At 35.5% G+C, this 22,496-nt stretch carries 17 protein-coding genes, 4 tRNA genes and 1 riboswitch; of the genes, 10 read left to right on the top strand and 11 right to left on the bottom strand.

The genetic code is table 11. From position 1 onward, the window contains the following. Window positions 1-14 precede the first annotated feature (14 nt). Window positions 15-1,373 carry an oxygen-dependent tRNA uridine(34) hydroxylase TrhO gene (gene trhO, locus BBI01_RS17295; RefSeq protein WP_065395883.1) on the bottom strand — a complete coding sequence of 453 codons (1,359 nt, stop codon included), beginning with the start codon at window positions 1,371-1,373 and terminating at the stop codon, window positions 15-17. A gap of 348 nt (window positions 1,374-1,721) precedes the next feature. Between trhO and BBI01_RS17290 the strand changes: the two genes are divergently transcribed. Further along, window positions 1,722-3,248 (top strand): trypsin-like peptidase domain-containing protein, encoded by a 1,527-nt coding sequence (locus tag BBI01_RS17290; protein ID WP_065395882.1) that lies wholly within the window; start codon window positions 1,722-1,724, stop codon window positions 3,246-3,248. Between the two features lie 122 nt (window positions 3,249-3,370). Here the strand turns inward: BBI01_RS17290 and BBI01_RS17285 are convergent, their stop codons facing one another. The 3 genes from BBI01_RS17285 to BBI01_RS17275 all read right to left on the bottom strand — a co-directional run bounded on the left by BBI01_RS17285 (window position 3,371) and on the right by BBI01_RS17275 (window position 6,922). Next, the gene (locus BBI01_RS17285; protein ID WP_065395881.1) at window positions 3,371-3,826 is read right to left on the bottom strand and encodes a hypothetical protein; all 456 of its coding nucleotides are present in this window, start codon (window positions 3,824-3,826) and stop codon (window positions 3,371-3,373) included. Next, complete coding sequence (locus BBI01_RS17280; RefSeq protein ID WP_045491236.1) at window positions 3,826-4,206, bottom strand: RidA family protein; 381 nt, start codon at window positions 4,204-4,206, stop codon at window positions 3,826-3,828. The genes BBI01_RS17285 and BBI01_RS17280 overlap by 1 nt, the downstream gene beginning before the upstream one ends. Window positions 4,207-4,336: 130 nt before the next feature. Next, the gene (locus tag BBI01_RS17275) at window positions 4,337-6,922 is read right to left on the bottom strand and encodes a putative LPS assembly protein LptD (protein ID WP_065395880.1); all 2,586 of its coding nucleotides are present in this window, start codon (window positions 6,920-6,922) and stop codon (window positions 4,337-4,339) included. Between the two features lie 53 nt (window positions 6,923-6,975). On the opposite strand from BBI01_RS17275, the gene BBI01_RS17270 reads away from it, so the two are divergent. The 9 genes from BBI01_RS17270 (at window position 6,976) to BBI01_RS17230 (ending at window position 11,973) form a co-directional block, all read left to right on the top strand. Continuing rightward, window positions 6,976-8,262 carry an N-acetylmuramoyl-L-alanine amidase family protein gene (locus BBI01_RS17270; protein WP_065395879.1) on the top strand — a complete coding sequence of 429 codons (1,287 nt, stop codon included), beginning with the start codon at window positions 6,976-6,978 and terminating at the stop codon, window positions 8,260-8,262. A 58-nt stretch (window positions 8,263-8,320) separates the two neighbouring features. Then, window positions 8,321-8,392 (top strand) — tRNA-Glu (locus BBI01_RS17265). A 499-nt stretch (window positions 8,393-8,891) separates the two neighbouring features. Beyond that, window positions 8,892-9,212: a hypothetical protein gene (locus BBI01_RS17260; protein ID WP_065395878.1), complete on the top strand. Its 321-nt coding sequence runs from the start codon at window positions 8,892-8,894 to the stop codon at window positions 9,210-9,212. 67 nt (window positions 9,213-9,279) lie between these two features. Further along, entirely contained in the window at window positions 9,280-9,534 is a 255-nt protein-coding gene (gene rpsT, locus BBI01_RS17255) for a 30S ribosomal protein S20 (protein WP_002983073.1), read from the top strand. Between the two features lie 9 nt (window positions 9,535-9,543). After that, window positions 9,544-9,615 (top strand) — tRNA-Glu (locus BBI01_RS17250). A gap of 81 nt (window positions 9,616-9,696) precedes the next feature. Continuing rightward, a tRNA-Glu gene (locus tag BBI01_RS17245) sits at window positions 9,697-9,768 on the top strand. Window positions 9,769-9,833: 65 nt separating this feature from the next. After that, a tRNA-Glu gene (locus BBI01_RS17240) sits at window positions 9,834-9,905 on the top strand. Between the two features lie 298 nt (window positions 9,906-10,203). After that, entirely contained in the window at window positions 10,204-10,977 is a 774-nt protein-coding gene (locus BBI01_RS17235; RefSeq protein WP_065395877.1) for a T9SS type A sorting domain-containing protein, read from the top strand. Window positions 10,978-11,193: 216 nt separating this feature from the next. Continuing rightward, entirely contained in the window at window positions 11,194-11,973 is a 780-nt protein-coding gene (locus BBI01_RS17230) for a T9SS type A sorting domain-containing protein (protein ID WP_065395876.1), read from the top strand. A gap of 228 nt (window positions 11,974-12,201) precedes the next feature. On the opposite strand, the gene BBI01_RS17225 is transcribed toward BBI01_RS17230, so the two are convergent. From BBI01_RS17225 to BBI01_RS17195, 7 genes are all read right to left on the bottom strand, one after another. Continuing rightward, the gene (locus BBI01_RS17225; RefSeq protein WP_065395875.1) at window positions 12,202-14,520 is read right to left on the bottom strand and encodes a DUF5074 domain-containing protein; all 2,319 of its coding nucleotides are present in this window, start codon (window positions 14,518-14,520) and stop codon (window positions 12,202-12,204) included. Window positions 14,521-14,551: 31 nt separating this feature from the next. Beyond that, window positions 14,552-15,769: a cell surface protein gene (locus tag BBI01_RS17220; protein WP_065395874.1), complete on the bottom strand. Its 1,218-nt coding sequence runs from the start codon at window positions 15,767-15,769 to the stop codon at window positions 14,552-14,554. Between the two features lie 14 nt (window positions 15,770-15,783). Next, window positions 15,784-16,920: a YncE family protein gene (locus BBI01_RS17215; protein WP_065395873.1), complete on the bottom strand. Its 1,137-nt coding sequence runs from the start codon at window positions 16,918-16,920 to the stop codon at window positions 15,784-15,786. Further along, window positions 16,917-18,968: a TonB-dependent receptor plug domain-containing protein gene (locus BBI01_RS17210; RefSeq protein ID WP_065395872.1), complete on the bottom strand. Its 2,052-nt coding sequence runs from the start codon at window positions 18,966-18,968 to the stop codon at window positions 16,917-16,919. The genes BBI01_RS17215 and BBI01_RS17210 overlap by 4 nt, the downstream gene beginning before the upstream one ends. A gap of 110 nt (window positions 18,969-19,078) precedes the next feature. Next, a riboswitch (cobalamin riboswitch) is annotated at window positions 19,079-19,263 on the bottom strand. Between the two features lie 247 nt (window positions 19,264-19,510). Continuing rightward, the gene (locus BBI01_RS17205) at window positions 19,511-20,458 is read right to left on the bottom strand and encodes a transporter (RefSeq protein ID WP_065395871.1); all 948 of its coding nucleotides are present in this window, start codon (window positions 20,456-20,458) and stop codon (window positions 19,511-19,513) included. Between the two features lie 12 nt (window positions 20,459-20,470). Next, complete coding sequence (locus tag BBI01_RS17200) at window positions 20,471-21,520, bottom strand: cytochrome-c peroxidase (protein ID WP_083190139.1); 1,050 nt, start codon at window positions 21,518-21,520, stop codon at window positions 20,471-20,473. Beyond that, window positions 21,513-22,343 (bottom strand): MbnP family protein, encoded by an 831-nt coding sequence (locus BBI01_RS17195; RefSeq protein WP_065395870.1) that lies wholly within the window; start codon window positions 22,341-22,343, stop codon window positions 21,513-21,515. The genes BBI01_RS17200 and BBI01_RS17195 overlap by 8 nt, the downstream gene beginning before the upstream one ends. Between the last annotated feature and the right edge of the window lie 153 nt (window positions 22,344-22,496).

The following is a 22,496-nucleotide window of genomic DNA, read 5'->3' as shown; positions in this document are numbered from 1 at the left end:
CTCAATGTATGCTTTTATGCTTCTAGAATTTTGTATAATTTGTCAGACAAACGAATTCTGAACGGAATCTCAAAAGTAATCTGATCTCCTTTTTTTGCTGTTTCACAAGGACCTCCATTGGCAAAAATCTCAGTAATTCTAAGCTCTTGTTCACCAGTTGTAGGTCCTGAAACTAAAACTTTATCTCCAATTGACAAGTCTTGATTTTCAATTAAAAACTGTCCGATTTTTGATTTTGAGTAATAGTGCTCAGCTTTTCCAACCAATACTTTCTTAACAGCAATTTTCTGTCTGATATTCTTCGTTTCAGCCTTTGCTAAAGGTTGAGTAGATAAGTCTCCTGAATTTTTAAATTTCAAAGCATCAGATTTACCTTTTCTGAAAACTTTATTTCCAACTTGTAGCCCTTTTCTAAGCTTCACCTGCTCTTCCCAAGGCATATGAATAGTTTCCAGACATTCAGTAGAACAAGTGTTTTCCATAGCAGCCTTACATTCATCACACTGGATGAATAGCAAATGGCAGGCATCGTTAGCACAGTTGGTATGATTATCACAAGGTTTTCCACATTGGTGACATTGAGAAATAATATCATCTGTAATTCTTTCTCCTAACCTATGGTCAAATACAAAGTTCTTCCCAATGAATTTACTTTCAATATTCTCTTCTCTTATCTGGCGTGTATACTCAATAATTCCGCCTTCCAACTGATAAACATTCTTGAAACCCTGATGTTTGAAGTAAGCACTCGCCTTTTCACAACGAATTCCTCCTGTACAATACATCAAAAGGTTTTTATCTTCTTTAAAATCCTGTAATTGTTCATTGATAATTGGTAAACTTTCTCTGAAGTTTTCAACATCCGGAGTAATCGCTCCTTCAAAATGACCGACTTCACTTTCATAGTGGTTTCTGAAATCCACCACAATTGTGTTCGGGTCATCAAGCATATTGTTGAATTCCTGTGCTTTTAAGTGAATTCCTTTGTTAGTAACATCGAAAGTATCATCATTCAGACCATCAGCTACAATTTTATTTCTTACTTTAATCGTAAGTTTTAAAAAGGAATAATTGTCTTGATCTACTGCTACATTTAAACGGATTCCTTTCATAAAGTCATATACTTCCAGCGTATCACGAAAAGCCTCAAACTGATCTGCAGGAACACTCATCTGAGCATTTATTCCTTCATGGGCAACATAGATACGACCTAATGCATCAAGGGCATTCCAGGCTATAAATAAGTCGTCACGAAATTTTTGGGGATCTTCAATTTTGGCGTACGCATAGAAAGACAATGTAAGGCGATCCTTACCAGCTTCATCAATAAGTTTAGCTCTTTCTTCTGCGCTTAAGGTGTTATACAGTTGCATGCTATAAACGTTTTAAGTGAGAAAAATATTTTTGCAAAGATAGTCATTTTTAATAAATGTTACACAATGAGTAATTACAGCTTCGGTAAGTCATACTTTTTTCATATTATTATACTTCGTGATTGTATGAGTACAAAGTGATATTCCGTCACATTTCCTTTAATATTTTTTTAATTTTTGTTAACTCTGGCATTAACAATTATGACATAATGCATAAAATGACATAATACCCGTTAAATTTTAGTTAAAATTGAAACATAGCATACTAATTGCTTACTTATTTAACATTAAATTTGTTTACTCAAAAACAATAATTAGAAATTAATTAATAAACAAGAAAGATATACAATGAAGAGTACTTTAAAAAAACTATTACCATTTGCAGTAGTCGGAGTAATCTCAGGAGCTACTACCGTTGGAGCTATACAATATTTTGGACATGGCTCTAATAATGGAGATCAATCTTATTTCACAACAGCAGCCCCTACAGCATCATTTGCAGGAATGAATACTGGAGCAGTAGGCGATGACTTTGTAAAGGCAGCTAAGACAACCGTTCCGGCTGTAGTTACTATTAAAAACTATCAAAGCAGAACCTCAAGCAGAGCCTCTGAGCAGGATCTATTTGATTTCTTCTTTGGAGATCCATTTGGAGGAAGAGGACAACAAAGGCAAAAGCAACAGGCTCCAGAAAATATGCCTTCAGGAATGGGTTCTGGTGTCATCATCTCTCCTGATGGCTATATTATCTCAAACAACCACGTAGTGGCTGGTGCAAACAAGCTTGAAGTTGTACTAAGCAATAAAAAATCATATATCGCAACTTTAGTAGGAACTGACCCGAATACGGACATTTCCTTATTAAAGATTGAAGAAAAAGGACTTCCTTACTTGAATTTTGCTAACTCTGACAATATTGATGTTGGGCAATGGGTACTTGCCGTAGGAAACCCATTGGGATTAAACTCTACCGTAACAGCAGGTATTGTTTCTGCTAAAGGAAGAGGAATCGGTATTTTAGGAAGCCAGGGGAAAGCAAGTAACCCAATTGAAAGTTTTATTCAGACGGATGCTGCTATTAACCCGGGTAACTCTGGTGGCGCACTGGTAAATACTAACGGTGAACTTATCGGTATCAACTCTGCGATCCAATCTACAACAGGATATTATCAGGGATACGGATTTGCCGTTCCATCAAACTTAGCAAGAAAAATCGTTGAGGATATTAAGAAATTTGGTATCGTACAAAGAGGATTCCTAGGGGTTTCATCGCTAGATCTTTCAAACGATCAACAGGTTCAGGCTTACAACAAACAGTACAAAACTACAATTAAGTCAGGTAGCGGAGTATATGTAACAGGATTTGGAGATAATAGTGGTGCGGAAGATGCTGGATTGAAAAAAGGAGATATCATTACGAAAATAGATAACTACGACATCACTGATTTCGCTGATCTATCTATGTCAATTGGCAGCAAACGTCCTGGTGATAAAGTTCAGGTAACTTATTCAAGAAATGGTAAAGAAGCTACAACTAGTGTAACTTTAAGAGACCAGAAAGGAGGTACTTCTACCAGAACTAAAGCAGACCTTAGCGTAACAGAAAAAATCGGAGCTGAATTTGATCCTCTTAACGAAAGATTCAAAACAGAATACGGATTGAACAGCGGAGTGGTTACTAAAAATGTATCTGAAGGAGGCGAAATGGCTAAGATCGGAATTGTAGACAACTACATCATCATTGAAGTAAACGGTAAGCCTGTAAATTCACAAAAAGACATCGAAAGCATCTTGAGTAAATATCAAGGTAATGTACAGGTGAAATTTGTGGATGATTACGGAAGAATGTATACAAAAGGATTTAAAATGCCTTAATCAAGACTAAACAATAGTTATTTTCATATCACAAAGAAAACCGCTGCAAATATTTGCAGCGGTTTTTAATTATTTATTGACCATCGGTGCGAAACTATAAATTCCTTTTACCCGAACTCTGGCTATTTAGATTTATTTACTTTCTCTGAAATCTCTTTCTTCTTATTACGTTCGTAAATCACTTCTACAATCTTACCGCCAATCCATGAAAACGGAAAAAAGGTAAGAAAGATCGAGATCTTATAGAATGTAGGATGATAAGGAAATATAATCACATCCAACATTGCGATAAAAAGCATAATAAAACCAATCAGAATAGCATAGGCAACTTTGGCATATTTAACGATGATAGCAGTCGCAACTCCTCCAATGGTAGTTCCTAGTCCGGAAATAAACAAAAGGAAGCCAAAAAACGCCTTATCATCTTTCATACTGAAAAGAAACCTCTGCCAATGCTCAAAAGGAGCAAAAGCCTCGAAAGTAACCCATTGCGGAAACACCCTGATACCAAGGGTAATGATAAGCCCTGCAATACCAAGACCCACTAACACCGCAATTGTATTTCTTATAAAATTCATTAATCCTGATGTGCGATCATAGAAATTTCGATATCCACATTTTTAGGGAGGCAAGAAACCTGTACTGTTTCACGTGCAGGATAGCTTTCCGCATCTAAATAAGAAGCATAAATATCATTCATTACAGCAAAGTCATCCATACTTTTAAGGAAAATTGTTGCTTTTACAACGTTTTTAAACGTCATTCCGGCTTCAGTAAGAATTGCCTCAAGATTTTTCATTACCTGGTGCGTTTCTTTTTCAATTCCTTCTACCAGCTTACCCGTTGCCGGATCTACAGGAATCTGTCCAGAGATATACAAAACTCCGTTTGCCATATTAGCTTGTGAATAAGGTCCGATAGCTGCTGGTGCATTCACCGTGTTGATTATTTGTTTCATATGCGGATATTTATTTTTTATGCATAAAATCGCCATTATTTACTTTTAAAAAAGATATCCAATGGGAATTTCATTAAAATTTATTTTGGTTGCAAATATAAAATTTATATTCACAAATGCCAATCTGATATTAGAAAGGTGCATTAGGCTGGGTAAAGCTTCTGTCTTTATACTTAAGCGCATCACTTAAGATATTGGCTTTGATACCGATAAAGAAGTCATAAACTTTATACTGCCCGAATGGAACCCAGTTAAAATTGATTGTAAAACTTCGCTGATCTCTTGAGAAACCAATCCTTGTGTATGCAAGTTCTTTAGTCACCAGGTCATAATGCGTACTTCCGTTGATATTCCAGTAAGGAGTCAGCTTAATACTTCCGTCAAGTCCTATTGATGCAATTTTGCTTCCAAACCTGTTTAATCCTTTTGAATAAGCATAGTTTGCGTTTACATTTAATGTCCATGACTGATCAAAACGAGCATAATTATCATCATCAAAATAATAATTTTCATTCCTCACCTCTCCTTTCGAAGAGTATTTTTTAGCATAATCGGTCTTTTCTCCAAAGATCTCACTGCTTAACGGATATGAAAGCTGCACATTGAATCCCTGCACACTGAAATGCCCGAACTGCTCCGTTCTGATTCCTGTAGTTTCTCCTGGATTAAATGCAATCTTATAAGGTTCAAGAGTAAGACTCGTATTTACGGTAAGTTTACTATTAAAGAAAGAAGACTGTCCGTTAATACTGAACAAAGACCAAGGATGGTCTTTAGCTGCAAAGTTATAACCTCCTGTAATATTTAAAGACTCAAAAATCTTCACCTTTTTCACTCCGGTAGAATCGCTCTTGGATTTTACCTTCATTTCAATATTGTTTCCGATACTGAAGTTTAATGCTCCAACAGGTCCTATTGATGGGCTTCCTACAATCCCTTTTTCAAAAATTGAATAAGGTGTAAGCGCTCCGTTTGCATTATAGTAGTTTCTGTAATATCCAAAACCTGGGCTTGAGAAATCCGGAGAATAGCTAAATCCAAGACTTGGTGTCACCATATGTCTTACCGCTTCCACTATTGATCCTTTCTTAAATTTCATCATACCATACAATGTTGTCTGAAGACTTGCGGTAGTCGTAAATGTAGAAAAACCAGTAAGGTTTTTATTGATTTCATCTACGGTAACGTTTTTCACAGGATCATAATATCTGTTCAGCGTTTTTGTAGTTAAAGCATTGTCAATATTAGCACTTAAACTAAAAGTAAAATATTTTGCCAATGTGGTATTTGTAGCCAGGGAGATATTATTTTTAAGCCCTGTCTGCATTTTGTCCCACATCTCTTTTTTGAATAATTCGTTCTCTTGAGTATTTACAAAGTTGGTAAGGTTAAAGCCTGTATTTACCGTAATATTTTCAATAAGACCTTGTCTTACCCCAGTTTTTGATTTAAACAGGTAAAATTGGTTAATAGCAACGTTCATTTGTGGCAAACGAAGATCTGCGAATCCAGTTGCAAAGTTTTGAGAATATGAAGCCGTCCCTGTAATAGTTACCGGAAGCTTTAAAAACCTCTTAGTAAGTGTTACCGTTGAATTCTGTTGAGTATTCAGAACGTTTTGATTGAAAATATAATTGTTGTTAAGCGGGTTGTTATAAAACTTTGTACTTACAACATCTACCGAAGCACTAAACGTAAGGAAAGGATTCGCTTTAGAATCCTGCGAGTGGCTCCAGTTGATTCTATACGTACTGTTTCTACTGTAATCATCCAATCCTTTGATCCCTCTTACCATTGTTCCGATATCAGCATTAAAAGTTCCTGAATAACGGTACTTTTTCTGATAATTCATTTGGGGGCGTACGTTCCAGCTACCTTTGGTATAAATATCTGCCAGAACTTTAAGATCAAAGTGCTCACCTATCGGCTGATAGTATCCAATTCCATTCAGGAAGAAACCTACATCTTCTCTTTCTCCAAAACTTGGTATAAGAATCCCGGCTGCTCTTTTGTCTGAAAATGGTAAAATCGCAAACGGAAGATATAAAGGAGTAGGAACCTTCTCTATATACATTTGAATAGGACCGGTAACAATCTGAGATTTCTTTTTGGTTTTAATAAGCTTGATATAATAAGCTCTCATAAAGTAGTCGGCAGCAGTATCTTTTTTCTTAATGAAATAATCATCGGTAGTATAATCTGCGTTTCTCATTGCAAAAACGGTATCATTATACTTTTTAGTTTTCTGAGCGATGATTACCCCCTCACTTTCTTCTGTTCTTGCATTGAAAGCGATTGCCTGTTTTGTTTTTGTATTATAACTAAACTCGTTGGTTTCGTACTTTTTCCCTGCCTGAGTAGTGATTACAGGTTCTATAATCTTTCCTAAAGAGTCTTGTTTACCACGAGCGTAGATCAGATTTTTATTATCATCAATAGAAATATAATCTGCGTCAATCTGCATATCCTGGTATTTTACCTGAGCATTCTTGTTAAGGAACGTCATTTTCTTAGGGATATCTCTTCGCTGATCATCTGCTTTAGTGCGGAGTACGTCATCTAAAGTTTCTTTTTTTGCGACTATGGTATCCTTTTTGGAAATAGTATCTTTAACCGCATTTTTAGGCAATTTTTCGGGCGTTTTCTGTGCTAAAAAATTGTTAAAAATTAGGATAATTAAAATTTGTAATATATTTTTGAGGACGGTTTTGGTCAATTTTATGCTATATAATTAAGGCCCAAAATTAATATAATTTTTATAACTGTAAGATGCACAAACAAAATTTTAAAATAATTTTATCATTTCTCCTTATTCTAATCAGCAACTTTATTTTCTCTCAAAAGAAGTTTACTATCGTTCTGGACGCAGGACACGGAGGAAGTGATCATGGAGCTAACAGGACTTATTCTGACATTGGAAGAGTGGCAGAAAAAGATGTTACATTAGCAATTACATTAAAAGTAGGGGCTATGCTCGAGAAAAACAGAGACTTCAAGGTAATCTACACCCGAAAGATTGATGAATATCCATCTTTATCGGACAGAACAAATCTTGCCAACAGAAGTAAAGCAGATCTTTTTGTCTCCATTCACTGTAATTCCTCAGCAAGACCTACTGCTTATGGTACTGAGACTTATGTACAGGGACCCAACCAGAATAATGAAAATCTTGAGGTAGCAAAAAGAGAGAATGACGTAATCTTTTTGGATGAGAAAGATAAACAGATTTTCGGTTCTTACAATCCTGATTCTCCGGAATCCTTGATTGCATTAAAACTTCAACAAAGTAAATATCTTGAATCCAGTCTTCTTTTAGGAGGATTGGTAGAAGGTAACTTCGTTAATAAAGATAAAAGATTTTCAAGAGGTGTTTTCCAGAAGAACCTTCACGTTCTTCGTATGAATGCCATGCCTTCGGTACTTATTGAAACAGGATTTATTAACCATCCGGAAGAAAGTCACTATATAGCATCAGAAAAAGGACAGAATGAAATTTCTGAAAGTATTTATAATGCTATTATTGATTATAAAAAAGCAATTGACAGAAAATCTGGTGGCTCCATTGCTGTCAGAAAGCCAGAACCCGAGAAACCAGCAGAAGTACCTCTGAAAAATGACTTCAGAATATTACTGATGAGCTCTCCGAATAAATATAATGAAAACGATCCGGCACTAAAAGGACTTAGCTACATCCTTACGATTAAGGAGAACGGACAATACAAGTATTATTATGCTGTAACGAATATGGCTTCTGTAAAGGATATCAATCTTAAATCTGCTAAGGATGCAGGTTTCAGAAATGCTTTTGCTGTAGGGTTTATGCCTAATCAGAAAATAAGTATGGGATATTACACTATTGAGGTTTATACTGGTGACAAACTTAATGGAAATTCTTACATCCTTCAGAACCTTAAAGACGTAGAAAGAGAGAAAGACAGTGGTGTTTTCTATTATACCTACGGAAAAGTATATACTTTGGAGGATGCTGTGAAGTTACAGAAAGAAGTTGAAGCCAAAGGAATTAAAAATACCGTGATTCAAAAAGTTTACAAATAATTAAAAAATAATTTTGAGGTTCCAAAAGGTTTTTCTACTTTTGCTACCTCAAAAATTCGGCCTATTCGTCTAGTGGTCAGGACTCAAGATTTTCATTCTTGCAACAGGGGTTCGATTCCCCTATAGGCTACAAAAAAGGAGAAACGATACAGATCGTTTCTCCTTTTTATTTCAAAACAGTTATGCTAAGTTTCAAAAGATTAATTCCGGAATTTAACATGCTCTCTACAAATTTTAGGTTTTTTAGAAAAATCAACTCTATATAACTCTTTAATATTATAAGTTTATAAAGAACTTCCTTGCTACATAATTTGGTATAAAACATCTATCAGCGGCTCTACTTTAGCCTTATTTTTATGATATTTCTACTTAAGTTTAAAATCCAAAGTAAAAATTAAAAAATAGAAATTATTAGTAATGAACACCTTACAATTGTTCAAAGAAAAAAAACACAACTTTTTCTCTAAAAAACCATTCTCTATACGTTATATCTCACAAAAGCATTATATTTGCAAAAGTTTTTTAATAACTATAACCATAGTTGGTCAAACAAATATGGTAACACTGATGAAAAATATTATTGATAACCCCCAGTCTGCAGGAAACTGCAGATTATCAAATTTTATATCATGCCGGATTTAAAGATACAAGAAGCGCAATTGCTTTTTAAGAAAATCCACTCTAACCCAAAAAGTTATGATTTACAAATCAATGAAGGCGGGATTACAGGCAAGGATGATAAAATAAGTTTCAGACTTTACAGGACCGGAGAAAGGGTTGCTTTTGAAGTAACAATAGATGAACTTACTTTCACCAATACTACTGGAGAATGGAACAACGCACTGATCATGTTGGGAAATACGATCAAAAAAATAGAGAAGGAACAAGAAAATTTAAAAATAGAACAAGCAATAGATAAGCTTAGAAAGTACCTTTCAGAAGAAAATTAAAATTTCTCAAAAATAAATTTGGTAGTTTAAAAAATAGTTTATACTTTTGCACTCACATTTGAACGATATGGCAAATCATAAATCAGCACTAAAGAGAATCAGACAGAACGAAACTAGAAGACTTCGTAATAGATATTATCACAAGACTGCTAGAACAGCATTGAAAGCCTTAAGAAATGAGGAGAACAAAGCTGCTGCAACAGAGCAACTGCCAAAAGTTATCGCTTTATTGGATAAATTAGCTAAGAAAAATATTATCCACAAAAACAAAGCGGCTAACTTAAAAAGCAAATTAACAAAGCACGTTAATAAATTAGCGTAAAAGTATAGCGGCCCGTTCGTCTATCGGTTAGGACCTCAGATTTTCATTCTGGTAAGAGGGGTTCGATTCCCCTACGGGCTACTTAATTTTTAAAAGCCACTGAATTTTTACAGTGGTTTTTAAAAACAAAGTAGAAAGCTAATACTTTAACACAAACTAACCGGCCCGTTCGTCTATCGGTTAGGACCTCAGATTTTCATTCTGGTAAGAGGGGTTCGATTCCCCTACGGGCTACAAACTAAGAGTTGATACTTATAAAAACAAAAGCTAACACACTATTTCAATAGTGGAAGGTAGATGGCCCGTTCGTCTATCGGTTAGGACCTCAGATTTTCATTCTGGTAAGAGGGGTTCGATTCCCCTACGGGCTACTAAAAAGGACTTTTTTCAAAAGTCCTTTTTTTGTTTATATTACCTCCTCTATTTACCTTATTTATCTACTTCTATAGTACAGATCTTATATCAATTCTATTACTCTTTGTACACTAAAATATTCAAGAATACGTTTTTCGAACCAAGTTTTGGTCATCTTTGAAGATGTATTTACCCTATTTTGTAATAGAGCAATATTAAATCTTCATAAAAATCACCATATTTGGAAATATTATTTTTTCCTTTTCATGTTAATCCTTAAATTTGAATAAAACTATTCATTTAAAAATAAATAACATGAAAATTAATTTACTTTTGGGAAGCCGCTTCTCTTTGAAAGCTTCATTAATGGCATTATTTCTATTTTCAGCAGGCACAATCTCATTCGCACAGAACAGGATCTATGCCCACGCTCAAAGTTCTGGAGTATTTGGCGTAGCATGTTTAGGATGCCGTGTTGAGAATCCTCAGAATGCAATTGGAAACAATCAGGATGATTATTCAACTATGATATTAGGAACTGCATTACTAGGAGGAATCCAACAGACATTGACTTTTCCTGATCTAAGAGCAAACACCAGATTGGTAGTAGGTATCGGAACAGACAATATTCCTTTATCTGTGCAATTATTAAGTGGTGTAACTCTTGAAACTATGAATGGCGGAACTTCTAACGAAGACCGCAGAACAATTGATGTCAGTTTGCTTAAACTGGGAGCTACTCCAAACAGAGGTACAGTAGAGTTCAAACCTGAAAAACCTTACGATGGAATAAGGATTGGTTTGACAGGAGGTGTGCTAAGTCTTGGTGGAGGGTTCAGAATCTACTACGCTTACCAGGACCCATTAATTAATATTACGGCTTATAGCCAGGGAGGACAAGTAACTCTTGATGCGAATATTCCTTTGGAAGGAGCGGAAATAGCACTGACTAATACTTCAGGAAAAGAAGTTTTCCGTTCTACATTAAGATCCAAAACCTTTGAGTCTAATCAGACTGAGGGAGTTTACTTTATGACTGTCCAAACTAAAGACGGTAAGACATATTCTAAGAAGATTATCATTAAGTAATTAATAAAAACAGAAAAGGCAATCATATTTATATAAGGTTGTCTTTTTTATATTTAATAGAAAGGTAAAAAACACCGAACTATATTTACTATAAAACAATAATAATTTTTTATTTAAATCAAATATTAATAAATCACAAAAAAAAGAAATAAATATATCAACATAATCATTTTATATGTAAATTTACAAAAAACTAAAATCTTAAAATCTCAACATATGAAAACCAATTTATTTGTGAGACAAGGGGCAATAAAAGCTGCTATGTCTACCCTATTTTTGTTCTTAATGAGCTCAATGTCTTCTGCTCAAATTACCAAGTATTATGCAAATGCTCAAACCAGTCAGGTATATGGTGTTTGTATAGGTTGTGGAGTGGTAAATCCTCTTAACGCAATTGGACCTAACGAAAATGATTATTCTGTATTACAAGTATCCGTTGGGTTACTGGCACGTACTGAACAAACATTAATTTTCCCAAACAGTACTTATACCAACAAACTAGTTATTGGTATTGGTTCTAATGGAACTCCGTTAAATGCTCAGGTATTAGGAGGTGTTTCTATTGAGACATTCAATGGTGATGTTTCCAATAATGATTATCAAAACTTAACTAACAAGATTCTTAAACTTGGAGATACAGACCCTAGTAAAGGAGAAATTGAACTTACAATGAATGTCCCTTATGACCGTATTAAAATTAACGTAAATGCAGGTTTATTGAGTTTAGGTGGTGAACTTAGAGTTTATTATGGATATCAATATAGAGATCCATTCATCAGCATGAAAGTGGCGAGCCAAAATGGACAGGTAACTCTTGATAAGAGTCTTCCGGCAGAAGGTTCTGAAGTAACATTGGTAAATACATCAGGAAAAGAAGTCTTCCGTACAAAATTACAATCCAATACATTTGAGACGAATCAGCCTAGTGGAGTTTACATCATGACTCTTCAGACTAAAAAAGGAGAAACTTATTCTCAAAAGATTATGATTAAATAAGAATATTGCAACCAGAAAAAACGGCAGGCTTTTTAAGCCTGCCGTTTTTGTTTTATGTCATTTCTACAGAAAAAATAGAACTGTTCGGGGTAGAAATATTATCCAAAAACTCAAAGAAGATTGTATGAGAAAACATTCTTTACTAGAACAATACCTTTTTTTCAAACAAAAACCTCGTCCAAAAAATTGAACGAGGCAAGAGTGAAACAAAAATTAGCTATGCTAAAATTATTTTTTTACTATTTTTTGCTGATATACAGATTTATCAGTTGTAGCTTTTAGAATATAAACTCCTTTTGGCAATGTATTTACATTTACCTGTCCATTGTTGAATTCAGCATTAACCAATTTTCCTGAAGCATCATAAATAGATACATTTAGAATTTTTTCAGATGTTTTGATATAAACTACATCTGTTGCCGGATTTGGATAAATACTAAATTGTAATTTTTTAACCTCAGCCGTTGATAAAGTATTACCAAGACTGTTTACCGTAAGTGTTTTCTCAACAAGTTTTCCATTAGAGTTAAACTTGATTACAATGTCAGCTGTTCCTGCACTAAGTGGAGTTAAAACTAATTCATCATTAGCATTGATCGTTGCTGAAACTACAGAAGAATTACTATTTGATTTGATTGATTTTACAATTGCTGAATTGAAGTTGTCTGTATCGGAAACTACCGTTTTCAGGTCAATAGTTGTAATATTTCCAACTGTAACCTGTGATGGGAATGTATTATTTACTGTTGGAGCTGTATTATCAGGGAATACCGTTAATGCCGGGAACCAGTAGTAATCAGTCAATGATCTTGTATTCGTTAACGTTCCGCTAGTATTATAGGTATGTACCCAGTTCTTGTTATATTGACTGTTAGTCGTATTTACAATAAGCTCTCCAGTTAGCGGATTTACTCTCAAAGCTGAACCATAAGGGCTTTGCTTATTAACTCCTGCCTGCTGCCCAGGTATAGTAATAAAGCTTTCATTGAATGCTTTGGTAGTCACATCAAATTTTACAATATCGCTTCCCAATCCCCAAAAAGCACCTGCTTTGAACCAATACAATACATTTTCGGTATTACTAGCTGCAAGACTTCCTGCATTCCATGCTCCCCAAGAGCTAGCATACTTTGAAGTGGGGATATTGTAAGATTGCGTTGCAAATGTTGCTGCATTGATATTCACAACAGCTTGCTGCTGAATTGCCCAAATACTTCCGTCTTTAGCCTGAACTACTGAATCGAAGTCTCCAGCAACCGTATGAATTACAGTATCTGTATTTGGATCAATGACTAAAACCCCTACTCCTTGTTTTACGGCATATACGTGTTTTGAAGTACGAATCATATTTCCAATTTGTTCACTGTAAAGATCTGTTCCTTCTGTTCCTGGGATAAGATTTCCTACTGTCAGATTATCAATATTAAATACATAAATCCCATTAGAGGCTCCGATATATCCTTTATGTTCGTTCACCCCGACAAATGATCTTCCATCTCCTCCACCGATATCATTGAATGAAGCTAATTTCTCCATAGTCTGTGCATTTGCCACAACAAGTCTTCCTCCAGGAGTATATTGAGTATCACCCCCATCAGCTGCCTGCTTTGAAACAAAGTAGAATTTGTCTCCATAAATGGTTCCGTACTGAGTAGTTGCTCCGAAAGCGTGATTATTGTTCGCACTGCTATACACTCTGTATTCAGTGGTTCCGTTATTGTCTAAAAAGTTTACAGATCCGTTGGTATGCCCAAACCATTCTTCGTTTACGATAAAGAATCCATTCGTATAATTGTTCAGTCTGTTCGTTGATCTTAAGTTCATCACACTTGTTAAAGCAGCGGACGGCACATAAGGAGAAACAGGTGTCAATGTTGAAGAAATCGGAACTGTACTAAATGATGGATTAAAGTTCCATACATCCCATGATCCATTTTGCAGTACACGGGAAGATGCTCCTACTCCTGAATATCCGAAATTAGCATTTGCAGGGTTTTTAATCCAGTAAGACCAATATCCGTTAGTTGCCCAACCAGATTGCCAGTGATCATTAGTATCAATCGCAGTATAACCATCAAAATTATATGCTGTTGTATTAACGATTCCGTTTACAGGAAGAAGCGGAGCAGATGTATTTCCGTTATAATACAGACCTGGTAAATTCTGTCCGTCAAGATCAAAACCGAAACCTCCTACAGCTGTTCCCTGTGGTGTTCCTTGATAAAGTAAGGTAAAAAGTCTTTGATCGGCTTTAGCAATCGCTTTGATCATATCTGTACCTGTTGCTGTTCCATTCCATCTGAAACCCCAAACTAAAGCATCAGGATTTTTACTGTCGTTCCACTGTACCACAAAAGCAGCTTCATTGGTACCGGTTCCTACCCAATATTTAATATCAGAAAAACTGATTGATGGAGCAGCCGCTGCTCTAAGCTGGCTCTGCGCCGTTCCAGGAATATCATTCCTCAGAACACCCTGTACTTTGATCTGTGCATTCGTAAAAAACGCAAACAGAAAAAGTATGGTCAAAAGATAAAACTTTTTCATTTTTATTAATTTATAGTTGAATTATTGATTTTTATTTAAAATGTAAATCATAGGCTCCTGAAACTTCTGTAGAAACCTCTCCCAGCCTTCCAGCTTCCTGATTGATTCCTGTATATACTTTCACAAAATCGATTCCCGGAAGTTTTACATATTTACCGCTTTGGTCTACAGCCCAGGAAATATCAATGTTCGATGCTTCATCCTGATTGGGAGCATTATCTGCATATCCGTATTCATATGACTTTCCTACCCAATATGATCCATTACCGCTTTGGTCATAAAAATTATTTTTAAGCCTTGTTCCTGTGAAAGCATAAGAAGGACCAGGGATCCAAAGAGGATAATAGCTCTGTAAATGGAAGACATTCTTTGTTTTGAATCCATTGTTTCCTTGGTTATCCTGCCATTTGATATATTCCACATCTATATTCCACCCCAGATTTCCTGGGACAGGTGTTTTATTTTCATCCGGTTTGAAATAAGTGATGCTGTAATTCTTTATTGTTGTGTTTTTGAAATATTCACTTCCTGCTATTTCATACCATTCATTATCATCAGGTTTTCCGTTTTTATTTCGGTCATAGGCAACCATGATAATTCCCGGCTCACAAGATCCTGAACGGGGATCAGTAGCTGCGTTTCCAAAGAATGCATTCCCAAGGATTTTAAAATCTCTTCCTTCTCTATTCGGAATGGTATGATCAAAGCCAAAAACAACGTAACCTCCAAAACCTCCAAGAGTTATATCTGAAGTATTAGGACCAACCAGTGCTTTTTTTACTTTGGCAAGTATATCAATAGCACTATTTCCTGGCTCATATTCAGGAATTTCGTTCATAAACTGTCCTACTGCCGGACGGAAGTCCAGTACATTGGAAATATATTTACTCATGGTACCGGCTTCTTTTGTGACTTTAATTTTAGAATGAAATACTTCACCGGTACTTCCAATCTTTAGAGTCAAAGGATAAGTAGCTACTTTGGTACTGATAAATTCCAGCTCAGAATTCTGAGAAATAATAGAGTCATTAATGCTCCAGGTAATGTTATTGGGAATATTCGTAGGAATACTCAATACTCTGAAACGTTCGATCGTATAAGCAGAATCTAAACCCTTGAAAGGCTCTGTCACAATAGGTTCTGTAGGTGCTTTCACCTCATCATCGTCATGCTTACAAGAGGCTATCATTCCTGCAAAAAGAAGAGATAAAAGTCCGGTTATAACATAATTAACAGTTTTTTTATTCATGTTTATCAGTTTTACTATTTATATAAGAAAGCGAAGTGTGCCGGTATATTCCCGCCTTCGGTTTTCCATTTAAACTTTCCATTTTTATCGAAGCAATACACAAATCCCATGGATACATAATTTCGGGCATCCGTAATGTAAATATCTTCTGTGATTGGGTTTACAGCGATCCCGTAAGGTGTTTTGATAATGGATTCATACTCGGAATCAATAATTCTATTTGAAATCACCTGCTCGGTCTTTACGTCAATGATCCCAAATGTTTTTTTGTAGGTATGGGTATTGTAATTGAATTCATTTCCATAGAAATAAAGCTTGTCATTCACGATGGTCATTTCATTGACAGCCATATGGAAATTTTTCTTAATAGTTCCTGTAGCAGCATCAATTAAGTATAAATTGGAAGGAACGTCATAATAGTCTCCTCTTGATGTCACATACAGGTCTCCGTAATTATCTTTTTTAAGACGGTGAAGGTTGATCGCTACATCTATTTTCTTTGTTTCTGTAAAAGTATTCAGGTCTATTACTGAAATCGTTTTGTCATAATTCGGAACCATATAGCCTCCTGAATTTGCCACAAAAAGCTGGTTGCCTACGATTTCAATCTCTTCAGGCTGATATCCTACCGTTGCTTCACGTTGCACAGAAAGAGATACGGTATCAATTTCCACTACTTTTCCTTTGGGTGCATTGGGATTGATATCTACAGGACCTACATAACTACTTGCATAGGCTTTCCCTCCTTTAAATGTTAAATATCTGCAGTTCTGAAGAGGAATAGATTTAATACGTTTTGCTGTCTTAGCATCCAGGACTTCTATTTTATTGGAGACATTAACCACGATGTACAGTTTGCTTCCATAGATTTTAATGTCATTTCCCACATCACCCAATTCTTTTATAACTTCAGGGTTGATCTCGGCGTAGATATTTCGATAGTAAGTTCCTTTTGTGTAATCAAAGAAGTCTAGTGTACATTTATTACTTCCCATATTGCCTTCATTAAGGATGTAGAATCCTTTGATCGCTGTATTTTCAACCGGAGCAAGACCGTCTACCACTTCTATTGGAATGATTGTATCATCTGTACGACAGGCTGTAAAGCATAGCAATGCAAAAAATAAAAAATATAAGTTCAGCTTTCTCATAATGTAAAATTTAAAGAGAGTTTAAAATTTCTTCCCGGCATAGGATAGTTGCGTACAACATCATAATTTTGGTTAAAAACATTATTCATTTCAAGATTGATCTTAAACGGATGTCCGTCAAGAGTAAATTTCTTCTGAACAGAAAGGTCATGCGTATACCAAGGCTGAATAAAATTGGCTCTGATATTATCCAGCTGTCCGTCATAGCGTTTCCCTACATAGATTGTACTATAGTTGAAACTCCAGTCTTTGTAATCTGCCATCAGGGTAAATGAACCGGTATGCCAGGGTATATAAGGTATCTGCTTATTATAAAATGTATCGCCTTGTTCAATTCCCGATCCTTTATTAGTCTTATCTACTGCACTCTGATAGGTATAAGACAACAATGGTTTCAATTTCACCTGCCCAAGCATTACATCAGCCTGAACATTCACATCAGCTCCGATAATTTCAACTCTTCCAAGATTCAGCATCGTCCAGCGGAACAAATTTTGTTGTGGCATTGCAACGATCTTATCTTTTACCCTGTTATAATATCCGTCAACCTTTATATAAAAAGCTTTCATGATAGCATTATCATATTTTTTCTGATAGGTAAATCCCAGATCATACTGATAGGTAAATTCGGGTTTCAGATAAGAACTCCCGATATTGGTATAGTACAAATCATTAAAAGTAGGCAGCCTGAAAATCTGTTTATGAAAAGCCCTGATGGTAAGCTCTGGAATCGCAGCAGGCTGGTAGCTCATAAAGAAAGCCGGTGTCCACTCTCTTCTGTCATCAGCTCTTAAATTACGTTCTACTTCTTCAAAAGTAAAGGTTCCTAAAAGGCTTCCTAAAAATTTGAATCGATTCCACTGATACGTTGTAGCCAATGCTACGAGTGTTGTATATCGGGTAGGAAAAGAAAAGTTTTTTAAGTTGGCATCCATATTATTAAACTGGAAATCACCGCTCAAACTAATATCCCAATTGGAATTGACAGAATATATATTGGAAGAAGAAAGGTAAACCTCTCTTTGGATATAGGTGTTTTGTGCCGGATAAACAGCTTGTGATAATACCGTATCATTAAAATAAGTATAATCATACGCAAATTTTGCCTTCAGCTGGGTTTCAAATTTAGGGAAGAGCTTTTTTCTGAGATTTGCCTGTACAAAATAATTTTCATCTCTCATTCTGGCTCCTCTGGCATCAAAACGGTTGTTCACAATAGGTGCGGGAATCCCCCGATCTGAAATAAAGCCATAACCGCGTACATTCCAGTTTCCGTTATTTAAAATTCCATTGACGGATGTTTCAAAACGTTTTGTTTTAATATCGGAATCATATCTTTTGGCAATCGTATCATAAGCGGTCTGCCCATTAGAATATTTTTTTCCGTAACGATACTTATAAACCCCGTCACTCTGTAGAAATTCAGAACTGAAACTGCTGGAAATTCTCTCGGAAATCTTTTGCTCAAGACGGAAAGATGGATTAAACAGATCAATGGATGCACTTTTCACCCTTATGATAAGATTCGTTTTTCTTGTTCCTTTAAATACAGGAGTTTTTGGCTGCATATAAATAGATCCTGAGGAACCGAAATCCTTTGCAGGCTGAAAAATTTCACTTTTCTGCCCGTTATATAATGATATTTCTTCAAGATCATCCAGAGAGTACCGCCCTAAATCTACCACACCATTCTGGGCATTTCCTAATTGAATTCCATCATAGAAAACTCCAACGTGCTGGCTTCCCATACTTCGGATATTAACGGTCTTCAAACCACCCATTCCTCCGTAATCTTTAATCTGAACACCGGAAAAATAACGGAGTGCATCTGCAACAGAGTGGCTGTTCAGTCTTTCAAGCTCCTCACCTTGCAGGACCTGAACAGGAATGATTTCTCTAAAATTCTTTTTATAAATATTGACAGTCTTAATAGCTTCTTCCTTAATGCTGTCTTTTTTTCTGGATTGGGAAAACAGAAATTGTGATGTTAACACACATAATGTGAAAACAACCTTATAAAGTTGAGATGTAGTCAGTTTTGCCACCATTAGCTCATTTAGGATAATGATGACGCTAATGGATATAAGAAAGCAACGACAAAGCACAGTATTCACTGCACAGAATCATTGTTGTCCTAAGCTTTATTCCACGAAAGCGTCAAACGTTTAATTGTCTGGCAGGTCTTCTGACTTACTCCATTTTTGAAATCCTTCCCATTAAAAAACAGTGAATATAATCTTCAAAAACTTTGGTGCGGAGCTTACAGCAGCGGGTCTGTTCCGGATTCTCACCGGATTCCCTTTTAAGAGCTTTTTATGGCTCACCAAATTTCGGCAAAGATAGACAATTATTAATATAATGCCACAAATAACAAAATGATTTACAATATTATAAAAGAATGGATCAGAATAGGGACTGTTGATACAGAAATTAAATATAATAAAGCAACAATTTAATTTTAGCTGTCTGCACAATATTTCAACTTTTGTTGTGCTCACTGTAGAAATAAAAAACGAGATTATTCCCAAATGAAATAACCTCGTTTTACTTATCGTAATCTGAGTCTTGAAGTCAGAAAATTGAATGTTTACTATATTCCAATATTTAAGAAAATACTGAAACGTGATTTTGCTTCAATATCTCCTCCAGCCAGATTGTTATATGCCGGCAGCATAATTTCGCTTCCCAAACTGAACTTTTTATAAGAAGCTTCAAACCCCAGTTTTCCATATAAAGCACTTCCTGAAGTATTAGGTAAGGCTTCGTTAAACTGTTTATTCTGATCATATACTTCTCCCTGAAGTCCGGCTTTTGCTGAAAAAATAGTCTTTTCATTCCCTGCGATCTGGTAAAAACCTGTAGCAGCATAATTCCATTGGTTTCCGAAGCGGTAATGTTTTTTGTTTTCAGTTTTTACGGTATAATCTGTGTTGATTAATACAGCCACTTTATTTTTCTGAAATTTATAATTCAGGGCTGCCTGATAATCCCAGCTTCCGGTTCCCAGCTGAAAACTCGGATTGACTCCTGATGCTCCTTTTTCATCAAACTTCCCCAAAGGAACTTTGATACCCAAACCTCCGCTTAACTGATGAAAGTTATCTTTAGAAATAAGAAGCTGATAAATTCCCATTACGTTAAGATCTCCAATTCCATTGATCTTTATATCTCCCTGCATCGTTTTCTTTTCATGAAAATGGAAGGGCAGACTTGCATATACACTTAATTTTTTAATTAAAGGAATTTTCCCCCAAAGCTGTAATGTATTAAAATACTGATCCTGCGTAAGGTCTTTTACAAATAGGTTTTCTTTTGCTTTATAATGTTGGGCAAAATATTTAATTCCGATAAACTGAGGATTCAATAGGGATTCAAAACCTGATGATCCGTTTCCTGCTGCACAACCACAGGCATCACAATCCTCATCAAAATCTATTGTACCGAAATATTCCTGAGGAATATAAGCACTGTCTATAACTGTTTTTGCCTGACTTATTGTCCCTAAAACCAGACTTATGATTAAAATAATCTTCTTCATGTCTACATTTAATTATTCTGCAAATTTTGGATTGGTAATGAAGCTTTTATCAGATAATGTTTTCAGGAAGGTAATGATCAATTGTTTTTCCTGACTGTTCATGGCAATTCCGATGTGATTGTTCTGCTTCAGCTGCGGATCAAGATTCGGGTTATCTTCTACATTATCAGAATAGAAGTTGAGCACCGCTTCCAGTGTATAAAATCTTCCGTCATGCATGTATGGCGCTGTATATTCAATATTCCTTAAACTTGGTACTCTGAATTTCATCCAATCGTTTTGACTCAGAGTCACACGATAAAGACCTGCATCCTTAAACTGATTATTATAATACATTCCTGTATTTCGGAAACTTTCATCAGTAAAAAGTCCTCCGCTATGACAGGAAGCACAGTTTTTATTAAACAAAGTCATTCCCTGGGATTCTTCAGAAGTAAAGCTGTCTCTGCCTTGTTTCACTCTGTCATATTTGGAATCTGCAGAAATCATGGAAGCCATAAACTGAGATAGTGCTTTTAAAATTCTTTCTCCGGTAATATTTTCATCGCCGTAAGCAGCTGCGAAGAGCTTTTTATACTTCTGATCATCTTTTATTTTTGAAATCGCTTCCGGCATGGAACTGTCCATTTCATTTACGTCTGTCATCGGAATGATAGGCTGTTCATTTAAATTATGAATGACACCATCCCACATATATCTTTTTAAGAATGCCATATTTTGAATCGGTGGTGCATTTCTGATCCCGATTCGGTCATCTACTCCATGGCTTACTGTATGCCCATGATGCGTAAAAGCATTTTCCTGAATATGGCAGAAGCCACATGAAATTGTATTATTTCTTGAAAGTCTCCCTTCATAGAACAATTTTCTGCCCAGCTCCACTCCATTTTTTGTTACCGGATTGGCAGATTGATCGAATGTCATTTCCGGGAAGTAAGATGGAAAATTAAGATTATAAGCTTCGTCTTTCTCCAAAGGCTGCATCACCTCATCTGAGCAGGAAACAAAACCCAGCAGCACAACGGTAAGAAATAATATTGTTTTCAAAAAGAAATTAATCATTGTGTACATGGTCTACTTTAAACATTTTTGTCAGATTATTGGTCACATCTACTAAATGCTGACTTGAGCCCATCATCATGGCATTAGATTCTGTGAGTGTTAAAGCTTTTTCTCCGCTCAGGAACTGATTGAGATCTGCAAGAATGTGAATAGAGGGTCTGATCTTACCATTTACTCTTGCTGTTGTAGGCAAGTTCAAAGTAACTTCTCTGTATAAATCCGGTGTATTATTCTCTGTCACTTTACCCATATTTCCGGTGTGATTCATAAACTCAGTTGTTGCTGAACCGGTTCCATACTTTCCTTCCAGTTTTACGAAAACATAACCTGCTGCCCAAGACCATGACATGCCTTTCTGTTTTGCTCTGTTCCAGAATTCAGCCTGTCCGTCCATTCCCAACAAATAAGCACTCTGGCTGATTCCTAATCCGAATTTTATTTTCTTATAGTTATTTTTCGGAATCTCATTCAGGTTCAGATAAACAACTCCTGCCACAGCATCTGCCTGATCAATGATAAATGCGCCTTTATCTGGATTATTTTCATTATATCTGAACTCCTTTCCATTTTCATCGATCAACGTAATATTACTGATGACATATTTTAAAGCTGAAAAATTATGCTTTTGCCCTTGTGATGAGGTTTGTACAGTCTGGTTCAAGACAATATTTCCCAAATTATTAAAACCGTTTTCAAATTTGATCTGAAGATTTCCCGGGGTTGTATCCTGTGGATTATCATCATCGTCTCTGCTTGAGCAAGATGAAAAGGAAAGTAAAGTAATGGCAATAAAGAATAATGATAAAAATTTATAAATTTTCATTGTTGATTTTTTAAGTTGAATAAATACAATAAGATGATTTTGAATGCTTAAAACATTCACTTTTTACCACAAAAGATTTTGTAACACTTAAGTTATTTAAGAGTTATCCATAAACAGTTTGAAAGAACACTTTAGCTTATTTTGAAAATCAGA

The organism is Chryseobacterium artocarpi (genome assembly GCF_001684975.1).
GTDB lineage: Bacteria > Bacteroidota > Bacteroidia > Flavobacteriales > Weeksellaceae > Chryseobacterium > Chryseobacterium artocarpi.
Note: the sequence above shows the minus strand (reverse complement) of the source record. Positions and strands in the feature narration are given on the sequence as shown.

Coding starts and splice junctions, on each gene's coding strand:
- trhO (WP_065395883.1), bottom strand. CDS start 1,373: ATGCAACTGTATAACACCTTAAGCGCAGAAGAAAGAGCTAAACTTATT.
- BBI01_RS17290 (WP_065395882.1), top strand. CDS start 1,722: ATGAAGAGTACTTTAAAAAAACTATTACCATTTGCAGTAGTCGGAGTA.
- BBI01_RS17285 (WP_065395881.1), bottom strand. CDS start 3,826: ATGAATTTTATAAGAAATACAATTGCGGTGTTAGTGGGTCTTGGTATT.
- BBI01_RS17280 (WP_045491236.1), bottom strand. CDS start 4,206: ATGAAACAAATAATCAACACGGTGAATGCACCAGCAGCTATCGGACCT.
- BBI01_RS17270 (WP_065395879.1), top strand. CDS start 6,976: ATGCACAAACAAAATTTTAAAATAATTTTATCATTTCTCCTTATTCTA.
- BBI01_RS17260 (WP_065395878.1), top strand. CDS start 8,892: ATGCCGGATTTAAAGATACAAGAAGCGCAATTGCTTTTTAAGAAAATC.
- rpsT (WP_002983073.1), top strand. CDS start 9,280: ATGGCAAATCATAAATCAGCACTAAAGAGAATCAGACAGAACGAAACT.
- BBI01_RS17235 (WP_065395877.1), top strand. CDS start 10,204: ATGAAAATTAATTTACTTTTGGGAAGCCGCTTCTCTTTGAAAGCTTCA.
- BBI01_RS17230 (WP_065395876.1), top strand. CDS start 11,194: ATGAAAACCAATTTATTTGTGAGACAAGGGGCAATAAAAGCTGCTATG.
- BBI01_RS17225 (WP_065395875.1), bottom strand. CDS start 14,520: ATGAAAAAGTTTTATCTTTTGACCATACTTTTTCTGTTTGCGTTTTTT.
- BBI01_RS17220 (WP_065395874.1), bottom strand. CDS start 15,769: ATGAATAAAAAAACTGTTAATTATGTTATAACCGGACTTTTATCTCTT.
- BBI01_RS17215 (WP_065395873.1), bottom strand. CDS start 16,920: ATGAGAAAGCTGAACTTATATTTTTTATTTTTTGCATTGCTATGCTTT.
- BBI01_RS17210 (WP_065395872.1), bottom strand. CDS start 18,968: ATGGTGGCAAAACTGACTACATCTCAACTTTATAAGGTTGTTTTCACA.
- BBI01_RS17205 (WP_065395871.1), bottom strand. CDS start 20,458: ATGAAGAAGATTATTTTAATCATAAGTCTGGTTTTAGGGACAATAAGT.
- BBI01_RS17200 (WP_083190139.1), bottom strand. CDS start 21,520: ATGATTAATTTCTTTTTGAAAACAATATTATTTCTTACCGTTGTGCTG.
- BBI01_RS17195 (WP_065395870.1), bottom strand. CDS start 22,343: ATGAAAATTTATAAATTTTTATCATTATTCTTTATTGCCATTACTTTA.